Origin of the sequence: Pseudoalteromonas sp. MMG010 (assembly GCF_018100905.1) — a bacterium.
Classification (GTDB): Bacteria; Pseudomonadota; Gammaproteobacteria; order Enterobacterales; family Alteromonadaceae; genus Pseudoalteromonas.
In genome coordinates, this window is record NZ_JAGJEG010000009.1 from 86550 (window position 1) to 110346 (window position 23797).

The 23797-nt window shown below is 36.3% G+C and carries 23 protein-coding genes and 2 pseudogenes; 14 read left to right on the top strand and 11 right to left on the bottom strand.

The genetic code is table 11. The features are described 5' to 3' along the window. Positions 1–33: 33 nt before the first annotated feature. From J8L70_RS10870 to J8L70_RS10895, 6 genes are all read right to left on the bottom strand, one after another. Complete coding sequence (locus J8L70_RS10870) at positions 34–828, bottom strand: amino acid ABC transporter substrate-binding protein (RefSeq protein ID WP_211055608.1); 795 nt, start codon at positions 826–828, stop codon at positions 34–36. A 92-nt stretch (positions 829–920) separates the two neighbouring features. After that, positions 921–1394, bottom strand: a complete 474-nt coding sequence (locus tag J8L70_RS10875; RefSeq protein WP_211055609.1) for a methylated-DNA--[protein]-cysteine S-methyltransferase — start codon at positions 1392–1394, stop codon at positions 921–923. Next, a complete protein-coding gene (locus J8L70_RS10880; RefSeq protein WP_211055610.1) occupies positions 1391–2743 on the bottom strand; it encodes an AlkA N-terminal domain-containing protein in 1353 nt (450 codons plus the stop codon). Before J8L70_RS10880 ends, J8L70_RS10875 begins: the two co-directional genes overlap by 4 nt. Positions 2744–2816: 73 nt before the next feature. Beyond that, the gene (locus J8L70_RS10885; RefSeq protein ID WP_211055611.1) at positions 2817–3428 is read right to left on the bottom strand and encodes a superoxide dismutase; all 612 of its coding nucleotides are present in this window, start codon (positions 3426–3428) and stop codon (positions 2817–2819) included. A 14-nt stretch (positions 3429–3442) separates the two neighbouring features. Further along, positions 3443–3952 carry a hypothetical protein gene (locus J8L70_RS10890; RefSeq protein ID WP_247664783.1) on the bottom strand — a complete coding sequence of 170 codons (510 nt, stop codon included), beginning with the start codon at positions 3950–3952 and terminating at the stop codon, positions 3443–3445. An 87-nt stretch (positions 3953–4039) separates the two neighbouring features. Further along, positions 4040–8809 (bottom strand): PAS domain-containing protein, encoded by a 4770-nt coding sequence (locus J8L70_RS10895; RefSeq protein WP_211055612.1) that lies wholly within the window; start codon positions 8807–8809, stop codon positions 4040–4042. 208 nt (positions 8810–9017) lie between these two features. On the opposite strand from J8L70_RS10895, the gene J8L70_RS10900 reads away from it, so the two are divergent. The 3 genes from J8L70_RS10900 (at position 9018) to bfr (J8L70_RS10910) (ending at position 11208) form a co-directional block, all read left to right on the top strand. Next, complete coding sequence (locus J8L70_RS10900) at positions 9018–10091, top strand: PepSY-associated TM helix domain-containing protein (RefSeq protein WP_211055613.1); 1074 nt, start codon at positions 9018–9020, stop codon at positions 10089–10091. Positions 10092–10260: 169 nt separating this feature from the next. After that, complete coding sequence (gene bfr / locus J8L70_RS10905; RefSeq protein WP_211055614.1) at positions 10261–10731, top strand: bacterioferritin; 471 nt, start codon at positions 10261–10263, stop codon at positions 10729–10731. Between the two features lie 12 nt (positions 10732–10743). Continuing rightward, positions 10744–11208, top strand: a complete 465-nt coding sequence (gene bfr / locus J8L70_RS10910) for a bacterioferritin (RefSeq protein ID WP_211055615.1) — start codon at positions 10744–10746, stop codon at positions 11206–11208. A gap of 85 nt (positions 11209–11293) precedes the next feature. Here bfr (J8L70_RS10910) and J8L70_RS10915 read toward each other — a convergent pair whose 3' ends face one another. Next, a complete protein-coding gene (locus J8L70_RS10915; RefSeq protein ID WP_058404608.1) occupies positions 11294–11488 on the bottom strand; it encodes a (2Fe-2S)-binding protein in 195 nt (64 codons plus the stop codon). 649 nt (positions 11489–12137) lie between these two features. On the opposite strand from J8L70_RS10915, the gene J8L70_RS10920 reads away from it, so the two are divergent. From J8L70_RS10920 to J8L70_RS10945, 6 genes are all read left to right on the top strand, one after another. Then, positions 12138–12899, top strand: a complete 762-nt coding sequence (locus tag J8L70_RS10920; protein ID WP_211055616.1) for a hypothetical protein — start codon at positions 12138–12140, stop codon at positions 12897–12899. A 60-nt stretch (positions 12900–12959) separates the two neighbouring features. Then, positions 12960–13988, top strand: coding sequence for an IS110 family transposase (locus J8L70_RS10925; RefSeq protein ID WP_211055617.1), 1029 nt, complete (start codon positions 12960–12962; stop codon positions 13986–13988). A 648-nt stretch (positions 13989–14636) separates the two neighbouring features. Next, entirely contained in the window at positions 14637–15095 is a 459-nt protein-coding gene (locus J8L70_RS10930; protein WP_247664784.1) for a LysR substrate-binding domain-containing protein, read from the top strand. Positions 15096–15400: 305 nt separating this feature from the next. After that, positions 15401–15838, top strand: a complete 438-nt coding sequence (locus tag J8L70_RS10935) for a hypothetical protein (RefSeq protein WP_211055618.1) — start codon at positions 15401–15403, stop codon at positions 15836–15838. 202 nt (positions 15839–16040) lie between these two features. Beyond that, positions 16041–16268, top strand: coding sequence for a helix-turn-helix transcriptional regulator (locus tag J8L70_RS10940; RefSeq protein ID WP_211055619.1), 228 nt, complete (start codon positions 16041–16043; stop codon positions 16266–16268). Continuing rightward, positions 16258–16800 (top strand): hypothetical protein, encoded by a 543-nt coding sequence (locus tag J8L70_RS10945; protein WP_211055620.1) that lies wholly within the window; start codon positions 16258–16260, stop codon positions 16798–16800. Before J8L70_RS10940 ends, J8L70_RS10945 begins: the two co-directional genes overlap by 11 nt. Here the strand turns inward: J8L70_RS10945 and J8L70_RS10950 are convergent. After that, positions 16775–17695: a site-specific DNA-methyltransferase gene (locus J8L70_RS10950; protein WP_211055621.1), complete on the bottom strand. Its 921-nt coding sequence runs from the start codon at positions 17693–17695 to the stop codon at positions 16775–16777. The two genes, J8L70_RS10945 and J8L70_RS10950, sit on opposite strands and share 26 nt — an antisense overlap. A gap of 282 nt (positions 17696–17977) precedes the next feature. On the opposite strand from J8L70_RS10950, the gene J8L70_RS10955 reads away from it, so the two are divergent. Together J8L70_RS10955 and J8L70_RS10960 are read left to right on the top strand one after the other, a co-directional pair. Then, a complete protein-coding gene (locus J8L70_RS10955) occupies positions 17978–18403 on the top strand; it encodes a hypothetical protein (RefSeq protein WP_211055622.1) in 426 nt (141 codons plus the stop codon). After that, on the top strand, positions 18403–18615 hold the full coding sequence (locus tag J8L70_RS10960) for a helix-turn-helix transcriptional regulator (protein WP_211055623.1): 213 nt from the start codon (positions 18403–18405) through the stop codon (positions 18613–18615). The genes J8L70_RS10955 and J8L70_RS10960 overlap by 1 nt, the downstream gene beginning before the upstream one ends. Positions 18616–18740: 125 nt before the next feature. Here the strand turns inward: J8L70_RS10960 and J8L70_RS10965 are convergent, their stop codons facing one another. After that, the gene (locus J8L70_RS10965; RefSeq protein WP_211055624.1) at positions 18741–19598 is read right to left on the bottom strand and encodes a copper resistance protein B; all 858 of its coding nucleotides are present in this window, start codon (positions 19596–19598) and stop codon (positions 18741–18743) included. Beyond that, positions 19595–19728, bottom strand: a pseudogene (locus J8L70_RS10970) (multicopper oxidase domain-containing protein); the annotation flags it as partial. The pseudogene J8L70_RS10970 and the gene J8L70_RS10965, both read right to left, overlap by 4 nt. Here J8L70_RS10970 and J8L70_RS10975 point away from each other — a divergent pair. Next, positions 19724–19963 (top strand): annotated as a pseudogene (locus J8L70_RS10975) (ATP-binding protein); the annotation flags it as partial. The pseudogenes J8L70_RS10970 and J8L70_RS10975 overlap by 5 nt on opposite strands. Before the next feature lie 166 nt (positions 19964–20129). Here the strand turns inward: J8L70_RS10975 and J8L70_RS10980 are convergent. Beyond that, positions 20130–21020 (bottom strand): cation diffusion facilitator family transporter, encoded by an 891-nt coding sequence (locus J8L70_RS10980; RefSeq protein WP_211055625.1) that lies wholly within the window; start codon positions 21018–21020, stop codon positions 20130–20132. A gap of 300 nt (positions 21021–21320) precedes the next feature. Between J8L70_RS10980 and J8L70_RS10985 the strand changes: the two genes are divergently transcribed. Both J8L70_RS10985 and J8L70_RS10990 read left to right on the top strand, forming a co-directional pair. Then, positions 21321–22769 carry a sensor domain-containing diguanylate cyclase gene (locus tag J8L70_RS10985; protein WP_211055626.1) on the top strand — a complete coding sequence of 483 codons (1449 nt, stop codon included), beginning with the start codon at positions 21321–21323 and terminating at the stop codon, positions 22767–22769. 61 nt (positions 22770–22830) lie between these two features. Next, the gene (locus J8L70_RS10990; RefSeq protein WP_211055627.1) at positions 22831–23784 is read left to right on the top strand and encodes an SPFH domain-containing protein; all 954 of its coding nucleotides are present in this window, start codon (positions 22831–22833) and stop codon (positions 23782–23784) included. The last annotated feature ends 13 nt before the right edge of the window (positions 23785–23797 follow it).

Here is a 23797-nt window from a genome sequence, read left to right on the forward strand (position 1 = left end):
AAAGTGAGTAGAATACCAATTTGATAGCACTATTTAATACGTTAAATTAGCCATGTATTTTAAATACGTCGGTACAGTGTCATTATGTTCAAACCATTGCCAAATTTTATTTGTTAACGTTTCATTTTGCTTATAAAAGGCGAGCGAAAAAACTACATATCCATCATTTATGTGTAAGGGGGGGTATATCTGCGACACCTTGCTATGAAATGGGTAGCCCGCTACATTTTCTCCATTAATTTGGCAAATATCTAAACTGGCATCAACAACCCCTTTTTCTAGTAAAGTATATGAGTGCTTATTTGAAAGCGTGTTGTAGATTGTAAACTGGGTTTTATCAATGCGATGATTTACCCCATAAGCAAAAGGAATCGCCACACTAAACTTTTTGTTATTCGGTTTTGAGTTAACAAATGCGTTACGAAAAGAGCTCTCTCCAACTAAACACATACCAAATCGACTAATAGCCCCCCGCTCATTGATGCGATTATTAAGTGTAGGGTAAACGGCAAAATCTTTTCGTGCAGCCCGATATGTAGCAATAATACTGTGTACTTTATTATTTTTTAAATCGGCTAAGCAGCGCCGCCAAGGGGCGCGAATATATTCAATGGTCATATCGTTAAAACTAGCATCTAATTTACGTAGTATCTCAATTGACGCACCGGGATTTTGAGTAGGAATAACAAGCCCTTCGCCGGCATACATTGGGGGAACATGTTTATCTTCATAACAAAATTTAATTACCGTAGGCTTTGCATAACTTGGCACTATATATAAAAACAAGATACTGACTAACATAATGTATTTAAAACTAAAATATCGCATAGTTACTTTACTTTAATAAACCATTGTTACAGCATAGTTGTAGTTTTAATAATTGAACAGTATTTGTACTTCCTTGTTATTAAGCCCCCTATTTAAAGAGTCATTCCTTCATGCCTTAGTAACCATTTTTTTCTATCAAGTCCACCAGCGTACCCCGTTAATGTTTTATTCATGCCGATTATACGATGACAAGGCACGATGATACTGATTGGGTTTTTACCATTTGCCGCCCCAACCGCCCTAACCGCTTTTGGGTTATTAAGTTGTTGGGCGATATAACTATAACTTTGTGTGGTCCCATAAGGTAATTGGCTCAATGTTTGCCAAACACGCTGCTGAAATTCAGTCCCTTGTACATCTAATACCACATTAAACTCTCGTCGTTGATGATCAAAATACTCATTAAGCTGCTGTGCACAATTAATAATATGCTCATTTTTAGTGGATGCTAATGCGATTTCGGTTGTAATTATAGTAGGGTAAAAGCCAACGTAAGTTACCCCGTTTTCACTTGCCTGAATAACAATATCGCCAATGGGTGATGCTATTTTTGTTTGTATAATCATAATTGTTGCCAAAGTTGAAAAGTTAAATACGAACGAAACGGGGCACATTTTTTCTCATTAAAATGACCCACTAAGGCTTGTGCTTTTTTTACACCTAAATCACCTGCTAATAAAATATCAGGATCACTTTGTCCTCTAAGTTTGGCATAATTAATGGTCCACGGACCTATTCCTTTAAGCGCAAGCCAATTATCTAAATCAGTACACATTGGATTATTAGCGCAATACTCAGCTAAGTTATGTAAAGCGTTTTTACGGGATTGAGGCATTTTAAAAAATGAAAGATCACTATTTGCTACATTTTCTGCGCTAGGAAAATACACATTATCACCATGTATTTCGCCTAACTCATTAACCAATTGGGTTACTAATTTATGCGCTGCTGTCACACTCACTTGCTGGCCAAGTATGGCCCGTATTCCGGCTTCAAAATGACTCCAAATACCTGGCAAGCGCAGCCCATTTGTAAGCTTAAACGCACCGTTAATATTCTTTTCTAAATGCTGCTCAATACTGCTAATATCGGCATCTAAATCAAGTACCCTTCTTATCTGAGCAATAACGGGCTGTAAATATTGCGTATTATCAATCGTTAGATTCACTTTAAACTGGTTTTTTTCCTTAATGTAAACGGCATTAAATGCCCCTTTGCAAGAAAGATAAGTAAATGTACGGCCATAATGATTATCCCCTAGCCACTCAATAGGTTCTACTAATCGCTTTGCTAAAAAACGCTGTAAAGCATGCCAATTATACGGAGGTCTAAAACCTAGACTAAGCGTTAATGTTTCTTGGGCTTTGTTATTGTTTTTTCTCAATTTAGAAGGAGACATATTTAAGTGCTGGCTAAAAGCATCATTAAAACGACGAATGCTATTAAAGCCTGCAGCAAAGGCAATGTGTGATAAAGGTAAGTGGGTTTCTTGAATGAGTTTTTTAGCAAAATGGCATTGATTAAAAACTCTATATTGTGTCACCGACACACCAAAATGCTGCAAAAACAAACGTCTTAAATAACGGCTACTAATCCCCAACCGAGTCGCTAATTGTTCACAATCAGAAATCTGCTCTACATCAATAAGCTGTTTAGCTCGCAATGCTGTCGTTTTTGTTCCTTGCCAAGCAGCGCTGCCGGGTGCGCTATCAGGTCGACACCGGATACATGGCCGATAACCTTGCTGAGCAGCACTATGTGCAAATTGAAAGTAACTAACGTTTTTTTCAAGTGCCGTCGGTGCAGGGCAAATGGGGCGACAATAAATTCCCGTTGTTTTTACAGCAATAAAAAATAACCCATCAAATCGTGGGTCTCGACTTTGTCGCGCCGCCTGCCATAGTGCTAAGTTCATACTTATACTAAATTAATTAATATGTAGCTGTAGCTTAACCTAAATTACAATGTATGCTAGCCAAATTCGGCACTTAACCTATGGCGGTTAAATATCTCTTTTCTACTTCAGGCCAATTAATTACATTGTAAAAGGCGGCTATATATTCGGGTCGACGATTTTGGTACTTTAAATAATATGCATGCTCCCAAACATCTAACGCTAAAATAGGGGTATTAGCATTCATCAGTGGACTATCTTGATTTAAACTACTTTCTACTACTAATTGCTTTTCTGGTGTCACACAAAGCCAAGCCCAGCCACTCCCAAAGCGACTCACCGCAGCTTGAGTAAATAATTCTTTAAAAGTATCAAATCCTCCCAATTGTTGCTCTATGGCTTGGGCTAATACACCCGAAGGTTTACCTCCACCATTTGGACTCATCACTTGCCAAAACAACGAGTGATTTGCATGCCCTCCTACACATTCTTGTACTACAGGCTGTAAACTTTGCGGTAAGGATTTAATACAGCGTAATAATTTTTCAGCATCTTGCTCGTTATATTCGCTTGATTCTAATCCTGCATTAGCCTTATTTATATATGTTTGGTGATGCAAGCTATGATGAATTTCCATCGTTTTTGCATCGATATGCGGCTCAAGGGCATCGTAATTATAATTAAGTTTGGGTAGCGTAAATGCCATCGTATTTCCTCTATTTAATGAAGTAAACCAGAAGGTGTGCTTTGTGCTCCTAAACAATTGTTTATCTTATCAATTATTTCAGGTAGCACCGCATAGCGCTTTGCAAATAACATCAGCTCCGACGATGTTTTTACATTATGATACTGACTAATTTGACGCACATAAAAATGCTCGTTTTGCATTAAAGACAAAACAGTATTATGTATTTCACATAAACAATGGCAGGCTTTTTCGACTTGCTGAAGTGCAATATATGTATCAGCTAAGTTATGACTGGCGACCACTAAAGCAGGAATGCAATGCTCTATCGCACGCGTTACATCATCATTTAAAGGAGAATGTAAAAACTGCTGTAATAAATGGGCGGCAAGGTTTTTTGCAATAAAATAACTATCGCGAGCGGGTAAAAGTTTACCTTGTTCAAATGCACTATTACCTTGCATGATACTTGTTTGCCAAGGCGCTAGTGCATTTTCTAAATAATCTAATTGCAAGGAAGTATGGTGTTCAATTGTATTCATCATTGTTCTGCATATGTACAAAAGATAAATCAACTTAACCTACATAAAATCTAAATGCAAATAAATTTCATTTAGATTTGCATTTAAAGTTTACACATGTTTGCTTAACATCATTTTTAGCATATCTAATTGCAGCGGCTTACTTAAATAATCATCCATGCCTGCGTTAATACAGCGCTCTCTGTCCTCTTGCATTGCATTCGCTGTTAAAGCAATTATTTTTATCGTTTTATGTACCTCTCCTGCAACACCGCTACGAATAGCTGAAGTGGCATCAAATCCATCCATAACCGGCATTTGACAATCCATTAATACCACATCAAAAAAGCCTTCGGGTTGTGTTAATAAAATGTCTATCGCTTTTTGACCATTTTCAGCTAATGTAATATTAAAATTAAGTTTTTTAAGCATTAAAGTAGACACTTGTTGGTTAATCAGATTATCTTCAACCAATAATATTTGTTGCGTAGTTTTCACTGTTTCGTACGGATTTTTCAATGACGATATAAAACTTGATGTCACTAAAGGAAGTGTTTGTGCATCATCTTTATTTGTTATCACTGATAAGGCTGATATTAAATCGGCGGTGGTCACCGGTTTTGGAAAATAAGCTTGAAAGCCAATATTAGAAAAACGTTGTGCTCCTTCCATTCCGGCAATGCTGGTCATCATAACTAAAGGGATCTGCTTATAATGATCGTGTGTTTTTAAAATACGGCATAGTTCAATCCCATCCATATCTGGCATCTGCATATCTAATACGGCTATATCGTAAAGCCGTTCGTGGTTTGCTACTTTGTTAGCACACATCAATAAAGCTTGCTCTGCATTTTCGGCAAGTTCTACTTTTGCTCCCCAGTGCCCTAATTGCTGTGATATAACAATGCGATTTGTTTCATTATCATCAACCACCAAAACACATAAATTGGTTATATCTATTTTGCTTACCGAATGCGTAATAGCCTCCCCTTTAGAGACTATCATAGTGGCTGTAAACTCACTGCCAACATGGGGTTCACTTGTTAATTTAATACTGCCATTCATTAACTCACATAATTGCTTACAAATCGCTAAACCTAAACCTGTTCCTCCGTATTCTCTGGTCGTTGAAGCATCCACCTGCGAAAAAGGGGTAAATAACTGTTCTTGTTTTTCTTTACTAATACCAATGCCTGAATCCTTCACAGCAATCGTTAATTCCAGTCCATGTGGGTGTGTTGATATTGAAGCCGTGATCAATACTTCACCTGAGCTGGTAAACTTAACGGCGTTACTTAATAAATTAGTCAGGACTTGTCTAATTCTACCGGGATCGCCTTTTAACCAAAAAGGCTCTAAAGCCACCACATCTAAAATAATTTCTACTCCTTTACCTTGAGCAGATAACGCTTGTGCTGCGGCTACTTCACCAATTAAATCTTTAGCATTAAAGCTTATAACTTCGAGTTCAACTTTACCTGCTTCCGCCTTTGAAAAGTCAAGAATATCGTTTATCACCCCCAATAAAGAATGGGCACTACTTTTAGCAATGGCAACTTTAGTTTCGATTGGTTTGGCTAACTCTTCTAATTCGATAAGCTCTAGCATCCCCAGTACACCATTCATTGGAGTTCGGATCTCATGGCTCATCGTCGCTAAAAACTGACTTTTTGCTACAGCCGCTTGATTTGATTGCACTAACGCTATTTTAAGTTCTTCAGCTGTTTGTTTGCGTAACTGAGAGGCCAACGAGCTACCAATTAATATTGCAAGTGAGCGTAAATAGTTTTCTTCATTAACCGACCAATATCGGTAATCCCCGACAACTTCAGCACACAATAAACCTAAGTTGCCATCCCCGGTGGTGATGACCGCTTCAAGCATCGATTTAATGTTTAAGGGAGTGGTGTAATTTTGAATAAAATCAACCGCAGTAGGATCGGTATTGACATCATTAATAGCTAATAGATTGCGCTTTAGTAAAGCTTCATAGTAAGTTGGGTAATCTGTTTTGGCTAACTGCGCATCATTGGACACAAAACCTTGCCCTTTTAAATACAAAAACTCACAGTGTAAAACATCTTTAGTTTCGTTAAACATCCATAGCGAACATCGCTCACAATTAAGAACCTTAGACATAGATTCAACTGCAAGTTGTTTTAATTCGACCGTGTTTGTCCCTTGTGCCGCCGGTGATACCGTTAAACTAGCTAAACTTTTATTATATTGATTTGCCTTTTCACTTTCCAGCTCTAGGCGTTTTCGTGTATCTATGCTTTGAAATGAACCAAAAACTCTAATGCATTTACCCTGTTTAAACTGTGCTTCACCTAATGATTTAACCCAACGCTCTTTGCCCTTTGCAGTAATAATTATGAGTTCGGTACTCCAAGTTCCGCCACTTGTCACCGCATTACCAAATATTTCGGTAATACGTTCTCTGTGTTCTCCTTCTTTATAAAAATTAATGGCTGTATTTAAATCAGGTTCATAATCGTTGGGTACCTCGTGAATCGCTTTCACTACATCTGACCAATAAAGGGTATTGGTTTCAAGATCAATTTCCCAGGCTCCTATTTGACCTTGTTTACTCATAGATTCGAGTAAATTTTGTTGGCGAATGATTTGCAACTGATTTTGATAATGCTCTGTGATGTCCAACATAAAGCCATCTAAATATAAAACTTCACCATTGTCATCGTATGTTGCTTGGCCTCTTTCGTTTATCCAGTGTGTTTTGCCATCTTTAGATACCAACCTATAGTCACAAGACCACGCACTTCGATTACCTATTGCTTGATGGACTTGTTGCGCATACACCTTGGCATCTTCAGGGTGTAATAACTTTGTAAAGCTAATAACGTTACTATCAAAGAAATCGCCAACACTATAGCCGGTCATCACTTTCACTTGTTCACTAATATAAAGCGTGGTCCAGTTTTCATCGTATTTGCAGCGATAAATAACACCTGGAATATTGTCTACTAACGATGCGAAGCGATCATGACTACTTTTTAGCTTTGCTTCAATTTCCTTGCGTTCGGTAATATCTAAATGCGTGCCAATCATGCGGCTTGGTTTACCGCCTTTATTCCATTTTACAACCTTAGCAGTGTCTAATATCCATACCCAGTGCCCATCTTTGTGCTTCATTCTAACTTCGCACACGTAGTAAGTTGTTTCACCAGCAAAGTGCGCTTGTAAACGTTCTTCAGAAACCGCTAAATCATTTGGATGGACAAGATTGTACCAAGTGTCTATCGAGGTAGGCTCCAGCTCTTGCAGGGTATAACCGACTATTTCGGCCCAACGGTTATTATATACCACCCTTCCAGAGTCAATATGCCAATCCCAAATACCAACCGCGGTACTATCTATGACAAGCTGTAAATGCGTTTTATGTTGTTCAAGATCAAATTCTTGTATTTTATGTAGCGTAATATCCGTTCTAATCGCAATATAACTTTGTACTTTACCTTGTTGATTAGTAAAAGGAGCAATTGTGGTGTCTACCCAATAACTTCCCCCGTGTTTTGCTTTATTGCATATTTGACCTCGCCACACCTCACCCTTTGCTAAAGTGGCATACATTTTTTCAAAAAACGCGCGTGAGTGCGTACCTGAATTTAAAAGTCGATGATTTTTACCTAATAACTCATTTGCATCATAACCACTAATTTCACAAAACTTACTATTTACATACGTAATAATACCGTCTAGGTCGGTGATAGTGACAATGGCATGTTCATCTAATACACTTTTTTGTTCAGAGAGTTGATTAAGGGCTGTCTGTAATGCTTGTTGCTGCGATTTATTCTCAAGTTTTTGTTCAGTATTAATCGCGATTAATTGCTGTAAACCACCCGATAAACTTGTTAACTCCTGACTTTCATTAAGTACTGGAATAGTAATATTTTGGCCTTTATTTAATCCCTCAATTGCTGATGACAACCGAATTAATGGGCGTGATAAACGCCGACCAAACCACCATGACGCACATAATATAAGCAATAAAACAGCAGCATCGGTATATATTGCAATTTGTTTAAATAGGGCATTTTGTTGCCATAAAGTTTTACTTGGCTTAGCAACGATTAGTTGCCACCCAGTTTGGCCAAAAAAAGTTAATTCATCTGCAAATAAAACTCGGCTTAAACCCTCACCTTCGCTTATTTCAACGCTTTTTCTAATGTTTACTAAATCATTAATGGCCGCAGCTATTGCGGTATCATCTTGTGAGTTTTGTAATTTATTATGATGGCTAATATAAAAGGAGGTTTCAGCATTAGTGCTGTTTATATTTGATAATGTGTTTAAAAGCACATTTAAGTTAAGTTTAGCGATTAAAACCTGTTGGGTCGCCCCATTGACCTGTTCATTTTTTAATAAAGGTAACGCAATAAAGTGGTATTCTTTTGCATCAAAACCATGGGCGCAAAAAAGAGTTAACTCACTATGTGTATTTCCCTGCAGCACGTTATCAAATTGAGCACCGAATTGAGTATAAAACGCCGACTTAAACTTAATAGCCGAATGAGCGTCAATCGTTAAAATTTCTAGGTTGTCTACAAAGTGATATGTTTCTTCGAAATGTGTTAATAGCGGTTCAGGTTCGTAACCTTGAGATAACTGTTTGATTAAAAAATCTAAATTATTAACAGAGTCGTGTACCCAATTTTCAGTAAAATGCTTTCCAAGTAAGTTTAACTCTTTTAGATCATTGTTTTGTTGTTGCGCTAATGAGTTATTAAGCTGTAAAAAACTAAACCAAGTTAAAAAACAAAGGGGAACTAACGCAACCAATAAAAATGTTACAATAAACTTGCTACGAATTGATAAACGACTATTAAATCGTTGCCATTTATGCACTGCTTTAATCATATTATTGCCTGGAAAGCGTTAAATTGTAATAGCCTATAACAACACTATAAATGTAAAATCAAAGTAAATAAACAAATTAAATCTTAACAAACCCATTAACTTAACAAACATTAAGTATTAAATTTACAGCGACATTTATATTTAATTGAAAAAAACACTTATTATCATTTACTATAAGGTTAAACATTATAATTAAACTGGATTGATTTTGCTAAAACTGTGGTTACGTAGAGCGCATTTATTTTTAACATTAATAAGTGGCTTATTTTTACTTATTTTAAGTTTATCTGGTTCATTTTTAATATACGCAAAAGATATTCAGCACTTTATACAACCTGAAAAATGGCTTGTGTCTGCACAAGGTCAAGTACTCGATCATGGTCAGTTAATTAATCATGTAGAGCAACAAACACAACAAAAAATTGTGCGTTACATGCCCGAAGAAGACACTTCTTTAGCATGGCAGTTTAGCTTAGCGAATAAGCGATATGTAAATGTTGACCCCTACACAGGAAATATTATCCATAATTATGAATACTATAAAACACTGTATGGCTTTACTTTAGGCTTACATCGTTGGTTATTATATGAAAATAGTGAGGGTAAAAAGATACTTCGAAACTGGGTTTCAACGTGTGCCTTATTATTAATAATAAACGTGCTAGTAGGTTTTTATATTTGGGTAAAACCCAAAAATCGTATTAAACGTCTGGCAATAAAACCTAAAGCTAAAATACGGGTATTATTGTATCAATTACATACCGTACTGGGCGTGTACTTTTTTATCCCTCTATTATTAATCGCTTTTACAGGTATGACATTTAATTGGAAAGGCCCCACTCAATCGGTTGTTGAGTTTGTCACTTTTAACAAAGTCGAGTCACGACCAAAAGATCCAAAGATAAATAGAGGCAACAATGTAACACCTCAATTGAGCTTAGCTATAGCCAATGGATTAAATGCATTTACTGATGCACAGTTATATCGAGTATATATGCCTAAAACAGATCAAGACCCACTGCGTTTAAGAGTAAAAAACCCTGGAGAAGTAATGGCGTATAGTTGGGTGTCGGTCAATCCTTATACAGCAGAAGTCATCAGCACGTACGATGCCAGTAAAGCAAACTTTAGTACTCAGGTTTGGAACTTTAAATACAAATTTCATACAGGTTCATTCGCCGGTCCAGTGGTACAGTTTTTATGGTTATTAATCGTTTTATCGTTAAGCTTTTTTGTTATTAGTGGTTTTTACTTTTGGTTTAAACGCCATAAATGGATTTAGCTTATATAAATATGCTAATACAAATAAAAAACAGTTTAAAAACCAACCATTAATGCAAACTTAAATGAGAATCAAAACCAATTGTAACACAATGATTTATAAAGATTTTATTGCAAAATACTGCAATTAGACTAAACTAGACGCAATTCAAATTTGTAAGGTGATTTTCATGAAAGGTAATCAAAAAGTAATTGATGCATTTAATACTTTATTAGCCAATGAGTTAGCAGCTATAGATCAGTATTTTATCCACTCACGCATGTACGATGACTGGGGCTTAAATAAACTTTACGAGCGCCTAAATCATGAAATGGAAGAAGAAAAAGATCACGCAGACTGGTTAATCAAACGTATTCTATTTTTAGAAGGCGTACCAAACATGACTAAACGCCGTGATTTATTAATCGGTGACGACGTAAAAAGCATGATGCAAAACGACTTAACCCTAGAGCTAGAAGTTGTTGCTTGCGTAAAAGACGTGATTGCTATTTGTGAAGAACAACAAGATTATCAGTCGCGCGAGATTCTTGAAAAGCTACTATTTGATACCGAAGAAGATCACGTTTATTGGTTAGAGCAACAACTTGGGTTAATTGAAAAAATTGGCAGCCAAAACTATCACCAAGCACAAATGGCGTAAGGGATATTTAATATGAAAGGCGATAAAGACGTTATTGCAGCACTAAATACAGTGCTAGCTAATGAGTTAGTAGGTATAAACCAATACTTTTTACATGCGCGTATGTTTAAAGATTTCGGTTTTAGTCAACTAGATAAAGCAGATTATAAAGTATCAATTCAAAAAATGAAAAATGCTGATCGTTTAATCGAACGTATTTTATTTTTAGAAGGTTTACCAAACTTACAAGATTTAGGACGTTTACGTATTGGCGAAAACAGCGAAGAAATGATCGCTGCCAATATGAGTTTTGAGCTAGATACCATCGACGACTTACGTACAGCCGTTAAATTAGCCGAAGCTAAAAAAGACTATATAAGCCGTGAAGCGCTCGATAACATATTAAACGAGCAAGAAGAGCAAATTGATTGGTTAGAAACGCAACAGCTACTGATTAAAAATACCGGTTTAGAAAACTACCTACAATCACAACTGTAACCATTTAAGTTAGCCGATTACAGGTATAAAGGTAATAGATACAAAAAAAGCAGCGAAAGCTGCTTTTTTTATGCTTAAAATAAACTTAAGCAACCTGATCGGTAATATCTGCAATTTCGATAAGTTTACGATTAAGGATCTTTTTAGTACAGCCACAACACTTACCGCATTGGCTGCCCACTTTAAGCTCTTTCGTTAATTCACGCATGGTAGTTGCACCATCGTCAATTGTTTGCTCAATTTTTTTATCAGTCACCCCGTGACATAGACAAATATACATGAATACAAACCACTCTCAATTACATTTAATAAATGCATAGTAATCTAAACGAAAATAGTTATCAATAAAATTCATGGTATTTCGTAGTATTTTTCATCAAATTTGGGCAGGGCCACTTAAGTCGAGAATTCGCGGCAGCTTGAGAATAGTTTTAATTTTAAGCAAGGTGTGGCACTCAGGTTGAGAATTATTAATTAGAGTCCACCTTAAATCTAAGTAAGATTAGGGTTAGGCAAATATCTAAATGGTTGAGAATTAATTACTTTAGGCTTTAAAAAACTTAATGTATAAATACGGAATTTGTGGATGGGTGATTTCCTGTTTGTGCCAATTGAGGACATTAAGATGTAACTCGTTTTTGCTCCAAAATGAGTTAACGTAAATACTCTAAGGTCGCCTTTGAGCGATAACCGGACATTAAAAAGTTAAAATTATTTCTGCTTCTTTGAGTAGGAGCTTAATTTTGTCCGATAACATTATTAAACGCCATTTTGGGGTAAAATAACATGCTTAATTCCTAGCTTTTTAATTACTTGTTTACAAAGGTAATTATTGGTGAAATTATCAGGGTATGTAATATAGGCCGTTTTAGTATGTTATAAACCACCAAAATGGTGTTCAATAAGCTGTTATATGAATCGGAGGTTTTGTGTCAGAGGAGAGAAAAGCACGATATAGGGATATATCAGATGGCTTATTGCGGCAGAGAAGAAATTTCCTTCTTATTTCTTTATTGATGCCTTTGTTTTTTTTGAGTGGGGCTACTTTTGAAAAGATAAACCTGTTAGGAACATTAATTGTAGTTAAAAATCCCGATGTAGTTAAGTATTCCCTTGTATTGCTCTTTTCATACTTTAGCCTTCGATATTGGCAGTATTATCAAGAGGAAACATATGTAAAAGATATGCACGACAGGATTCATGAACATTTATATTATAAAGAAGCAGTATACTTAAATAAGAAAGCACGTGAAAAGTCAAAATTCTTAAACTCAGATTTTGTTCGTATCTGCCTTACTGATCCTCGGTATTCACGTAGAAGTGGGCGTTTCACTGCAATTCCAAATAAAAAAGATCAAGTTACGTTCCCTTTCATGAGAAAATGTGAGTTTTATATCTATCCTGCAGATAATGGGCAAGGCCATAGTGAATCAGATATTGCAAGTTTTCACTCAACATTAGCATTACCTGAAAATTCTCATTGGGAGCCTATAAGTGCTTCAGGAACTGCTGATAAACCAGCTCACTTTTATCGACAGTATTTAACTTACAGTATTTTTAGGTTCAATATGCTCAGGGTTCAGGGTTGGTTTAGGTACATGTTAAAAGAATCATATTTTACAGATTATCAGTTGCCTTTTATTATTGGAGCAATATCAGTCGTCGCTACTATTAGTACTAAATTCATATAACAAGATAATTGGACTCCCAACTTCTATACTGAAGTAGAAATTATTTTTCGGAGTTCAATTATGAATAAGTTAAGAATTGGTGTCGATTTAGCTCATAAATTAATACAAGTTTGTAGTTCTACAAATAATAAAGTGCACTCAAATAATGAGATGACACTGCAACAATTTAGTGAGTACTTGATATCGCTTAGTCCTTCAACGATTATTTTTGAGGCCTGTGCGAGTGCTAATTATTGGCATCAATTTGCAACTTCACTTGGTCATAATTCTTTACTAATATCTGCGCGATTAGTTATGTCTGTTCGTCAAAGTCAAAAAACAGATAAAAATGATGCTTTGGCTGTCTTACAAGCATCGCTGTTACCAGATGTTCACTTTATTACTGCAAAATCAATTAATGAACAGCAAGCGCAATCAATGCTCAAATTGAGAGAGCACAGTGTTAAACAAAAAGTAGCGCTTAAAAATCAACTCACTGGTTTACTGCGTGAATTTAATATAAGCAGTGGGCGCTCGGTAAGTCAGTTTGTAGGTACTATCCAAGATACATTGGAAGATGCCGAAAATGGTTTTTGTGATGCATTTAGAAAAATGCTTAAAGTATCACTGGATTTATATTTAACGTTAACTGAAGCAATCGCTGCCTATGATTTAGCATTGGCTAAATGGATTGACGACACACCAAGCTGTAAAAAACTAATGCGACTAGAAGGGGTTGGGATTTTAAATGCCATTCATCTTTTTATTAATTTGTCGTCAGGTGAATTAGCCAGGTTTAAAGCCGGCAAAGATGCCGCTGCTTGTATAGGTTTGACACCAACTCAACATAGCTCAGGTGGTAAAGTAAGTTTAGGAAAAATATGCCGACGTCGAAATACAACATTACGTAGTTTACTCATTACAGGTGCGATGGCTGTCATCCAACAAGTTGTTAAGCGAGAGCCAAAAACAAGTAAAGAGCGCTGGCTTAAAGCGTTAATAGAACGACGAGGAAAAAAGTGTGCAGCAGTCGCATTAGCCAATAAAACGGTTAGAACCGCTTTTTCTTTAATTAATAATAAAACAGAATATAAAGTTGTTTTATTATAAAAAATCAAACATCAATATTAGCTAAATTAATAACATGTTAGATGACACAGTATAGTCAAAAGAGCGAAAAGCTCGTTAACAAGAAGAGTGCTCTAACACGCGAAATTATCTTGGAGTCGAGGTAGCGCCTCATTTAGAACTCGTACATAAGAAAGCGAATTTATTTAGTTAAAATAGTTGTTGATAAATGGGAGTCCACATAAGTGACTATGGTTACGAACGACCGCAATTGGCACAAAGCCGTCCTTCGGCTCTAACTCGTTTCTGTCCAAAAACGAGTTTACTCGACCGTCGGCTTCTCGCTCCAAGCCGAACTGCCTCAAAGTGCCATTTGTGGGCGGTGGCAACGCCGCCATGAGCGCAAAATAATAGTTGGTTGAAAAAGAGGAATGAGCACAGTCAATGTTATGTATCGATGCTTTATGGCCCAGTTAGAGGCCTAAGGCTGATGTATCAAGCTACATATGAAATGTTTTTGCGCCTAAGTAGTATTCTTTTTCAGGTATTTAGATATAGGACCTGCTTCTGCTCATAAGCATCAGTTAAATAGTGAAGTTAGTCGCTCTGTGCGAATAGGTTTGGCATACAATAGCTCGTTAAACTTTAATTAGTGACGAAATAATTAATAAAAGAATCGCTAAGTTATTCTTGATAGCCTACTTACTAAAATTCAATTGTAAGTTTTGCGCTATAGTTTGCTTATGCAAAAGCCCGCTTTTTATTGTCGCCTCCCCGGAATATATTGCTCAAAATGGTTTACCAAAAACGCCTACTGAACTTAAAGGTCATAAATTAATCGGCTTTTCAAATATAAAATCTTTAAACCAATGGCCTATAAAGGGGCTTAATGAAGTCAATCTAACCATGACAGCTAGCAATGGAGAAACCATTCGTCAATTAGCGTTATCAGGAAGCGGTATCACGTGTTTATCGGGGTTTATGGTTAATACTGATATTAAATCTGGCCGATTAATATCGCTGCTTGAGCCATACAGACTAATCGGTACAGATCGTGAATTGATAAACGCTGTCTACTATAAATCCTCTTCAGTTGCAGAAAGAATTAAAGCGTTTATTGATTTTATTAAACCAAGATTAACGTTGTAATAAAGCGCTTCTTAGCTGCCTTAGCGAAAACGGCCATAAATAAACGAACTTTGAAGGCCCCCAACTAGCCGCACTTCGCTAAAGTTACAATTGCTTGCCTAAGCAAAGTAATTAACTTAGTGTCACTTTTTATGTTTTTTAGTTTTTGTATAGGATGCTCCTTTTTGCATACTGAGCTTTCCTACTTTCACTACATAGTTTTTTATAATAAACGTTTAAAAATAATTACTTAACATACTGAGCAGTTTATACGAAGTGTTATACTGCTATAAAAAGTACGGTGTATTTTTAGCGTTGAGGTATTAATGAATAAAACACTTACGGATATATTTGAAGTTGGCTCAGTACTAAAAACCCTCGTGCTTTGTGTGCTAACAATAGGTTTATATTTAATATATAAACTGTACCGCTTTTCTAAGCAAATCAATAAGCATACAACGCTTAAAATACCGAATTATTTTATTGTTATAACCGTCAGTTTGTTTAGTATTTCGTTAGGCAGTTTGATAAATGGTGTGGTTAATATTCACGATTTACCAATTTCACAAAGCTCAATCTGTATTCATGTGGTTTCAAGCGTGTTTGATGTAATGTGGATAATTATGGTCCGCAATCGTATAAACAAAATTTCAGCTTCAAATAAAGGTGATATACTTTGGTTGAATCCATTTCTTACCTCAATTTTTCATGTAATCTATATACAATATAAAATTAATCAAAGTGCGGTTAAAGCCACACTATAACAATACAATCAACAGGCCGTGCTACCCTTGCTAGGTTCTGCTCCGTTCTTTTTATAAGTGTTATTGAATGCGTTATCTAAAGTAAACTTCCCAATTTTCATTAGGGCGGCATTTAAATTAATGATTAAAGTACTTAACCACCCTTCGCTTATGCTACTTATAGTCTGTCGACTTATAGTCTGCATTTTATAATTATAGCACTATGAATATATCGCAAATTTTTGGCCTACGCGTCAGGCACTTCAGAAAACTCAAAGCGCTTTCTCAAGATGAGCTGGCTGATTTATGTGGTTTACATAGAACATACATTGGCTCAGTTGAACGTGGTGAACGAAATATTACTTTGCTAAATGCAGAGAAAATAGCCGTGTCACTCAATGAGCCTTTGATTTATTTTTTTATGGATAATAGAGATAACAATGGAAAATAAACTCAATGAAATACTAGGACGATACAACGCCTCTTTTATTGAAAAGGTTTATTCTGATGAAAATGATGACCATGATTTACTCATGGATGCATTTGGGATCACGCCACAGCTTAAAAGAGAAAATCGACAATACTGGGGCAGAGAGCTAGGAAAATGCTGGGAATCATTGGTTATTGAAGCATGTCGTCAAAAAGAGTCATTTCAACCCGCATTAAGAATTGGTGATGATGAACCTTGCGATCTTCGGATTGGAAATTATGCCATAGACACTAAGTACCGTGTTGGCTCGGGCGACTCTGGTACTTTAAAAAAGTTTAAACAATACGGTCCATTACTTAGAGAAAAGGGTTACATTCCTGTCTTTTTATTTCTTCGAGAAGATAACCTTGGCGCTGCTATGAACGCCTGTAAAAAGGGGGGATGGGAGATTTATACAGGGCAAGACTCATTTGATTTTATTCAAAGAGTCTCTGGTTTTGACATGAAAGATTATCTAACTAGAAAGGCTAAGGCGTTTCTTGTGAAGCGCTAACATCGTTTAACCTTTGCTTTATTATATCGATGTAAGCAGGCTCTATCTCTATCCCTATATAATCTAAACCGGCTTGTTTTGCGGCGACTAACGTTGTACCTGAGCCTGAGAAAGGGTCTAATACAATAGATCCTTTTGTTCTTGGAACAAAAATATCGACCAATTTTTTCATTAAATCTAATGGTTTAACTGTACAGTGTATATTGTAATCGGTTGCTTTATCTCGTTTGATATTTTCAAGAATATTTGACTGAAACCCACCACCGTCCATTTTTGTATAAAATAAACCGGTACCATACTCTAATAATGTTTCGGTATAATTATTAGATAATGGCTTTTGAAGTACACACACCGCTTCCCATTCACTACGTAAACAACTATGCCACCCTTGCATTTCTTCAGGGTTTTCGAAACCTTTTTGTTCTAATTTCTTTTGCATATTAATCCCTTTAGGGATCCCACTCGACCTACGATAGACAACAATATCACGCGCGTAAAAACCAACCTTTTCAAGGGCGACCTGAACATGAGCAATTGTTCTTGTGCTATTGAAAACTAAAACGGTAGCTCCGGGTTTACAGACGCGATAAAGCTCTGTCGCCCATTCAACGCACCAATCTTCATATTCTAATATATTATTTCGGTTTTTCTCATACCAGCGCTTATTTCTAACGCCTCCAGCTAAACCCGAGCCATAAGGTATATTTTTGACCAATGTTTTACTATCTTGAACACGATCTTTACGGCGCTGGATCTCAGTATCATCCCATTTATGCCCTATAAATTCATAATTATAAGGGGGATCGGTGATACAGGCTGAAATGTAATTTTCGGGAAGTTTTTTTAACATTTCTCGGCAATCACCATTCAAGATGGTGTTTAAATAGTCAGTCATATTTACCTCATTAAATATGATACTTATAGTATTCACAATAATAGATGATTACAAGATTAATTTAAGTTCCGCTCAACAACGATACCCAAAGAACTATCAAATGTTATGAACTTTATATTACGCAAGATAAACCAGACTGCGCTGATAGTTAACGGCCTATAAAAATACAATAAGCATTTGAGTATTTTACTACGTGTTTATCTTTTTTAATGTTAAAAATATTTGACATAACATATGAGCTAGGCTAATTTTAATGTTAATTATTTTTAACATCGAGCTAGTATGTCACTTCAAGAAAGATCTGCATGGATAATGCTAATTGCCCTGTTATTTTCGGGGGTTATTTATATGTTTACACTATTAAGCCTAACTGACGAACTTGGCTCTCTACCTTCGCCAAGTAGTCCCACTTTATTGGGTTTTACATTTATTACAATTGCCATAGCGATAATTGGGCATGCTATTATTGCGATGATGAACCCTAAAGATACAAACGCACCAACAGATGAACGAGGGCGTTTAATATCTCAAAAAGCAGGGAGTATTTCGTCTTACATTTTGGCGGCAGGCATTGTATGTTCACTTTCACTTTTTTTACTCATACAAAATGGCAGCATGTTATTCTATGCGTGTTTTGCAAGCCTCATTATAAGTCAAATAAGCGACTATATTTTGCAAATTTATTTTAATAGAAGACGCTTTTATTAATGCCTAAAAACTTTCCAATATCGAACAACGTAAAAGCATTACGTGAAAAACACGGCCTCACTCAGTCAGAACTTGGCGAGGCCATTGGGGTAACGAGGCAAACCGTTGCTGCGATTGAACAGCGTCGTTATTCCCCTTCTCTTGAAACAGCATTTCGCTTAGCCAAGTTATTTGACACTGATATTAATGCTGTATTTTATTGGTCTAATTAATTCCAAATGATTATATTTTACTAAAGCATGTACTCGCTCATAAAACATATAACTAGCTAAAAATAAGGGTTAGTTCTCAAACCAATGTAATATTAAGTATCAAATAACGTGGGTTACACACGCAGTTAAAACCAAAATTTAACTCCAGCAATAAACTCGGTATTGTTGCGCCCTTTGCCATTTGCTTGGGCGTATTCTGCTGTACGACCATAGGTATTATGCCATTCAACGCCAATGTAAGGTGCAAATTGGCGTGTAAACTCGTAACGAAGCCTAAAACCGATTGCGCTACTTGATAAACCATTTCCGAGCTCGTTTTGCTTATCTTCTTTAGCATAAAGTGCAATTTCTGCTCTAGATTGTATTATTAACCTTTGTGTAAGTAATAATTCATATTCTGTTTCTAATGTAAGTGCGGTATTGCCGCCCTCTTCAAGGTAGGCTGTCATATCAACCTCAAACCAATACGGCGCTAAACCTTGTAATCCAATAGCTAACCACTGTTTATTTTCAGCGTTTTTATTATGATCAAAGCGAATACCTACTTGTGTATTCCAATAGGCAGATATGCCATGGCCCCATAAAATATCGGTTTGATTTTCTTCAATACTGCCTTCACTAAAGTCGCCTTCTGTTTTTATAACTAAGCGATTAAAAGTTGTGCCGTGCCAAGCTTGTAAATCAAATACAGCCGCATTATCTTGTGCGTTGTATTCAAATCGGTCGCCTATTAACGTATAAAATGCATGCTCATCAGCTAAGGTTAATCGCTTATCACCCTCAAATGCATACGGGCCTTGTGTTAAAGTTGTCCCTGCAGAATAAGCATGAGGGTCTCTTGCTCCTTCAGGCGCGTTTCCTCCTTGGGGCTGACTCATCTCCATTTGGGAAGAACTTGATTGCGCTAATATAGGTAAACTAACCGAGAGAACACCTATTAATAATATAAAATTCAATAGCTTATTATGTTTTAGATTAATCATGATACAACAACCTCTCTAAACATGCCGGCATCCATATGAAATAATAAATGGCAATGCCAAGCCCATCGCCCTACATCATGGGGATCGTTAAAAAGCTAATCCTTTGAGCAGGCTGCACAGCAATAGTATGTATTTCAGTCATTAATTATGGTGAAAAAATACCTAGCGAGCATATCCCCTATTTATTTGACCGCTTTTATCGCCCAGATAAATCGCGCCAACGACATAGCGACGGCGCAGGTTTAGGTCTTGCTATTGTAAAAGCGTTAGCGCAAGCAAATGGTGGAACCATTGAGGTTCACTCAACTAACCAATCAACCCGCTTTAACGTTTATTTAAATCAGACACAGCCAATGCAGCCTTAACACTTAAGGTTACTTATGATCTCAATGAAACTAAAATGGGGTAGATTCACTTATATAGGCAAGCTATTTAAAGCACGGTGCACACAGGTAAGTGGGGCATGGTATAACGCAATAACCCCATAAATTATATAAACAATGATAGCCGTAACTAATTTAGCACTTAGCGTTAATGACTATGATGTTCTTGGCTTTCAATTTGTAACACGCTTTGTAAAACATTAAATTGTTGTTTAAGCGTTTTTTCGACTTTTAATCGACACGCTTCGTCGTGTTTTTCTCTGGTGCAATGTTTGTTTAATACGACATGTGCACCGACAACAATCTGCTTACCTTGTCGTTCAACTGTAATATTGTGCACATTGTTTACATGCTCAATGGCACATAATGAGTGTTCGATATCATCGACATTAGGCAATTTTTTATTACTTAAAAGTAATCCTTTAATGCAGGTGGTAATCACTTTTGAACCAGTAAATAGAACAAATAAAGCGATTAGCATACTTGATAAAATGTCGATAACTTCCCAGTGTGTGAAATAAATTAAAACACCAGCAATAAAGGTTGAAATAGTTGAAAGTAGGTCAAAAAATGAATGTAAAAATACCGCGTACACATTGACGCTTGCTTTGCGTCCTTTATACAAAACCCACGCTGCGGCACCATGGAATAAAAAACCGATGGCAGCGATCATCGACATCATAAAGCTATTAATAGCCAAATGGTGCCCATTGTCGTGATAAAAATACCGCTGTGAGCCTTCATATAAAATAATGATACTAATCGTTATATATAATAAGCCATTAATCAGGCCACCAATTAATTCTGCACGTTGATAGCCATCGTTATAGGTTTTAGCTAAATGAATCGCAAAGCTAGAGGCGACAAGCGCAATAAATAACGAGCTGTTATGAACAAACAAGTGTCCAGCATCAGCCAATACTGCTAAAGAATTAGAAAAATAGGCACCGATGATTTGAATAACCATAAATGAGCAAGTAATTGCTAACGCAATTAATAACCTGCGTCGTGAAGCTTGGTGTGTCGTTATTTCAGTCATGAATAACTATTTATACCTTTATTAACTTAGAGAAAGCGGCTTTCAATTATGCTGGGCTTTAAAGCGATAAAATAAGGCGGCAATTATAATACGAAGCCTTATTTAACGCACTTAAAAACTTAGATATTTAGCAAGATAGATATTAAAAATTATAAAGGGTGGCTATTTAATTCACTTAATTTATTATTTTAAGCAATAAATAAGCTTTTTATACTGTTTCATTTGTGCTTTTATTAAACATGTCGATTATTAACCTGTGAACTTAATTAATGAGTCATTAATGTATGAAAGGAAAAGTCATTGAGTGAGCTAACAATAAATAATGCATGGGAGAGCCTAAAAACACTGCCCTGCGCAATCATTTTGTACGATAAAAAAACAAAAAACTGTAAAATCAATGCCAAAGGGCAACAGTTATTACACACTCAATCTAGCGAGAACTTAAGCACTCAACAACTCTCGCACCTTAGGCTTTTATCTTCGCAAGAACAACAGCCTATTAGTATTGATGACTTTTTTAACAACCTTATTGAAGCCCAATCCAATTTATCATTGTTATTACACACCCCTGCCGCAATTAAATCACTCCAGGTGACAATAAGTCATTTCAATGCTCAATTTACCCTTATTAGTTTTGAGCTGGGCAATAAAATAAACAACGAGTATAACTTTGACCAGGTTATTTCTAAGATTTCGACCCGCTTAATCGATATTCAAGCGAATGATTATAATGATCAAATAGATTACGCATTAAAAGCCATTGGTATGGTGTGTAACGCAGACCGCAGTTACTTATTTAAATATAGCCCCGATGGTTTAGCTTTAAAAAATACCAATGAATGGGTTAATGATGGCGTTACCTCGTACATTGACGAGTTAACACATCTGCCCATCGAGCATATCCCTTACTTTCAGAAGGTGATTACAAAAACCCATTTGTTTAAAGTTAATCACCTTGACGAATTACCAAAAGAAGCACAAGCAGAGAAGACTATTTTTAGTGATCAACAAATCAAATCATTGATGTGTATAGGCTTAAGTGATGAAAAAAAATTAGTCGGGTTCATTGGATGTGATTTCGTAGCACAAAGCCATCGCTGGACAGAAACAGATTTATTAAGGTTAAAGCTGGTAGGCGAAATGATCGTAAGTGCTTTTAAAAAAATAACTTATCAAACCAAGTTAGAACAAACACAACAACAATTAATTACTGCCAACCAAAACTTAAGTCAATTAGTAAATACTGATGGGCTAACCAATATCGCAAACCGAAGAGGCTTAGACCAAGCCCTAAATAGTGAAATACAACGATGTATTCGCGCCAAAAAACCTATTAGTTTAATAATGTGTGACATCGATTTTTTTAAAGACTATAACGATCACTTTGGTCATCAACAAGGTGATAAAGCACTTATCAAAGTAGCTAAAGCACTAAAAAACCTCTGTAAGCGTGAAGGCGATCTTGCAGCTCGTTATGGTGGAGAAGAATTCGCTATTATTTTACCCGATACCAATAGCACACAGTGTTATCAATTTTGTGAAATGGTGCGAAAAGCGATTATACAACTCAATATTGCTCACCCTAATTCCAGTGTAATGAATAGTTTAACCTTAAGTTTAGGCTTTTGCAGTACATTAGCCAGCAAGGGCTTATCAAGTAAAACCTTACTTCAAAATGCAGATAAAGCTTTATACCAAGCCAAAAACAACGGCAGAAATACTATTAGCGAGTTTGTAGCTAAGAAATAGATACTGGTAGTTATACCTAACTATTGGTAATCTATATGAAAATACTTAAAGGAATATCAAAATGGATCCCATTTCGCAAATTTTTAATTTAGTGTTTACAGTTGAAGCATTTTTACTTGTGTTTGTTATTGTATTACTTAAAAGCAGCATAAAATTTGTACCACAAAACAGAGCGTGGCTTATTGAACGCTTTGGTAAATACCAGTCAACTAAAGAAGCCGGACTTAACTTTATTGTTCCGTTTATTGATCAAATTGCCGCAGATCGCAGCTTAAAAGAACAAGCGCAAGACGTCCCTTCTCAATCAGCTATTACCAAAGATAACATTTCGTTGATAGTAGACGGCGTTTTATATTTTCGTGTGCTTGACCCATATAAAGCAACGTATGGTGTAGACGATTACGTATTTGCGGTAACGCAATTGTCGCAAACCACAATGCGCTCAGAACTTGGTAAAATGGAATTAGATAAAACCTTTGAAGAGCGAGATTTGCTCAATACCAATATCGTTGCAGCAATAAACCAAGCTGCAGAGCCTTGGGGCATACAGGTTTTACGTTATGAAATAAAAGACATTGTTCCGCCAAACTCGGTAATGGAAGCAATGGAAGCACAAATGAAAGCTGAACGTGTAAAACGCGCACAAATATTAGAGTCAGAGGGTGACAGACAAGCAAATATCAATGTTGCCGAAGGTAAAAAGCAAGCTCAAGTATTAGCAGCCGAAGCTGAAAAAGCAGAGCAAATATTACGCGCCGAAGGTGAAGCTAAAGCCATAATAGCAGTAGCAGAAGCCCAAGCCCAAGCATTAAAAGAAGTCGGTGAAGCTGCTGATACACAGCAAGGTCAAAAGGCAATTCAACTTGATTTAGCAACCAAGGCCATTGCTGCAAAAGAAGCGATTGCTCGAGAGTCTTCTGTCGTGTTGTTACCTGATAATGCAACCGATGCAAGTTCATTAGTTGCACAAGGTATGTCGATAATAAACACGTTAAATAAAAGCCAAAAATCCTAATTTATAAAGGTTA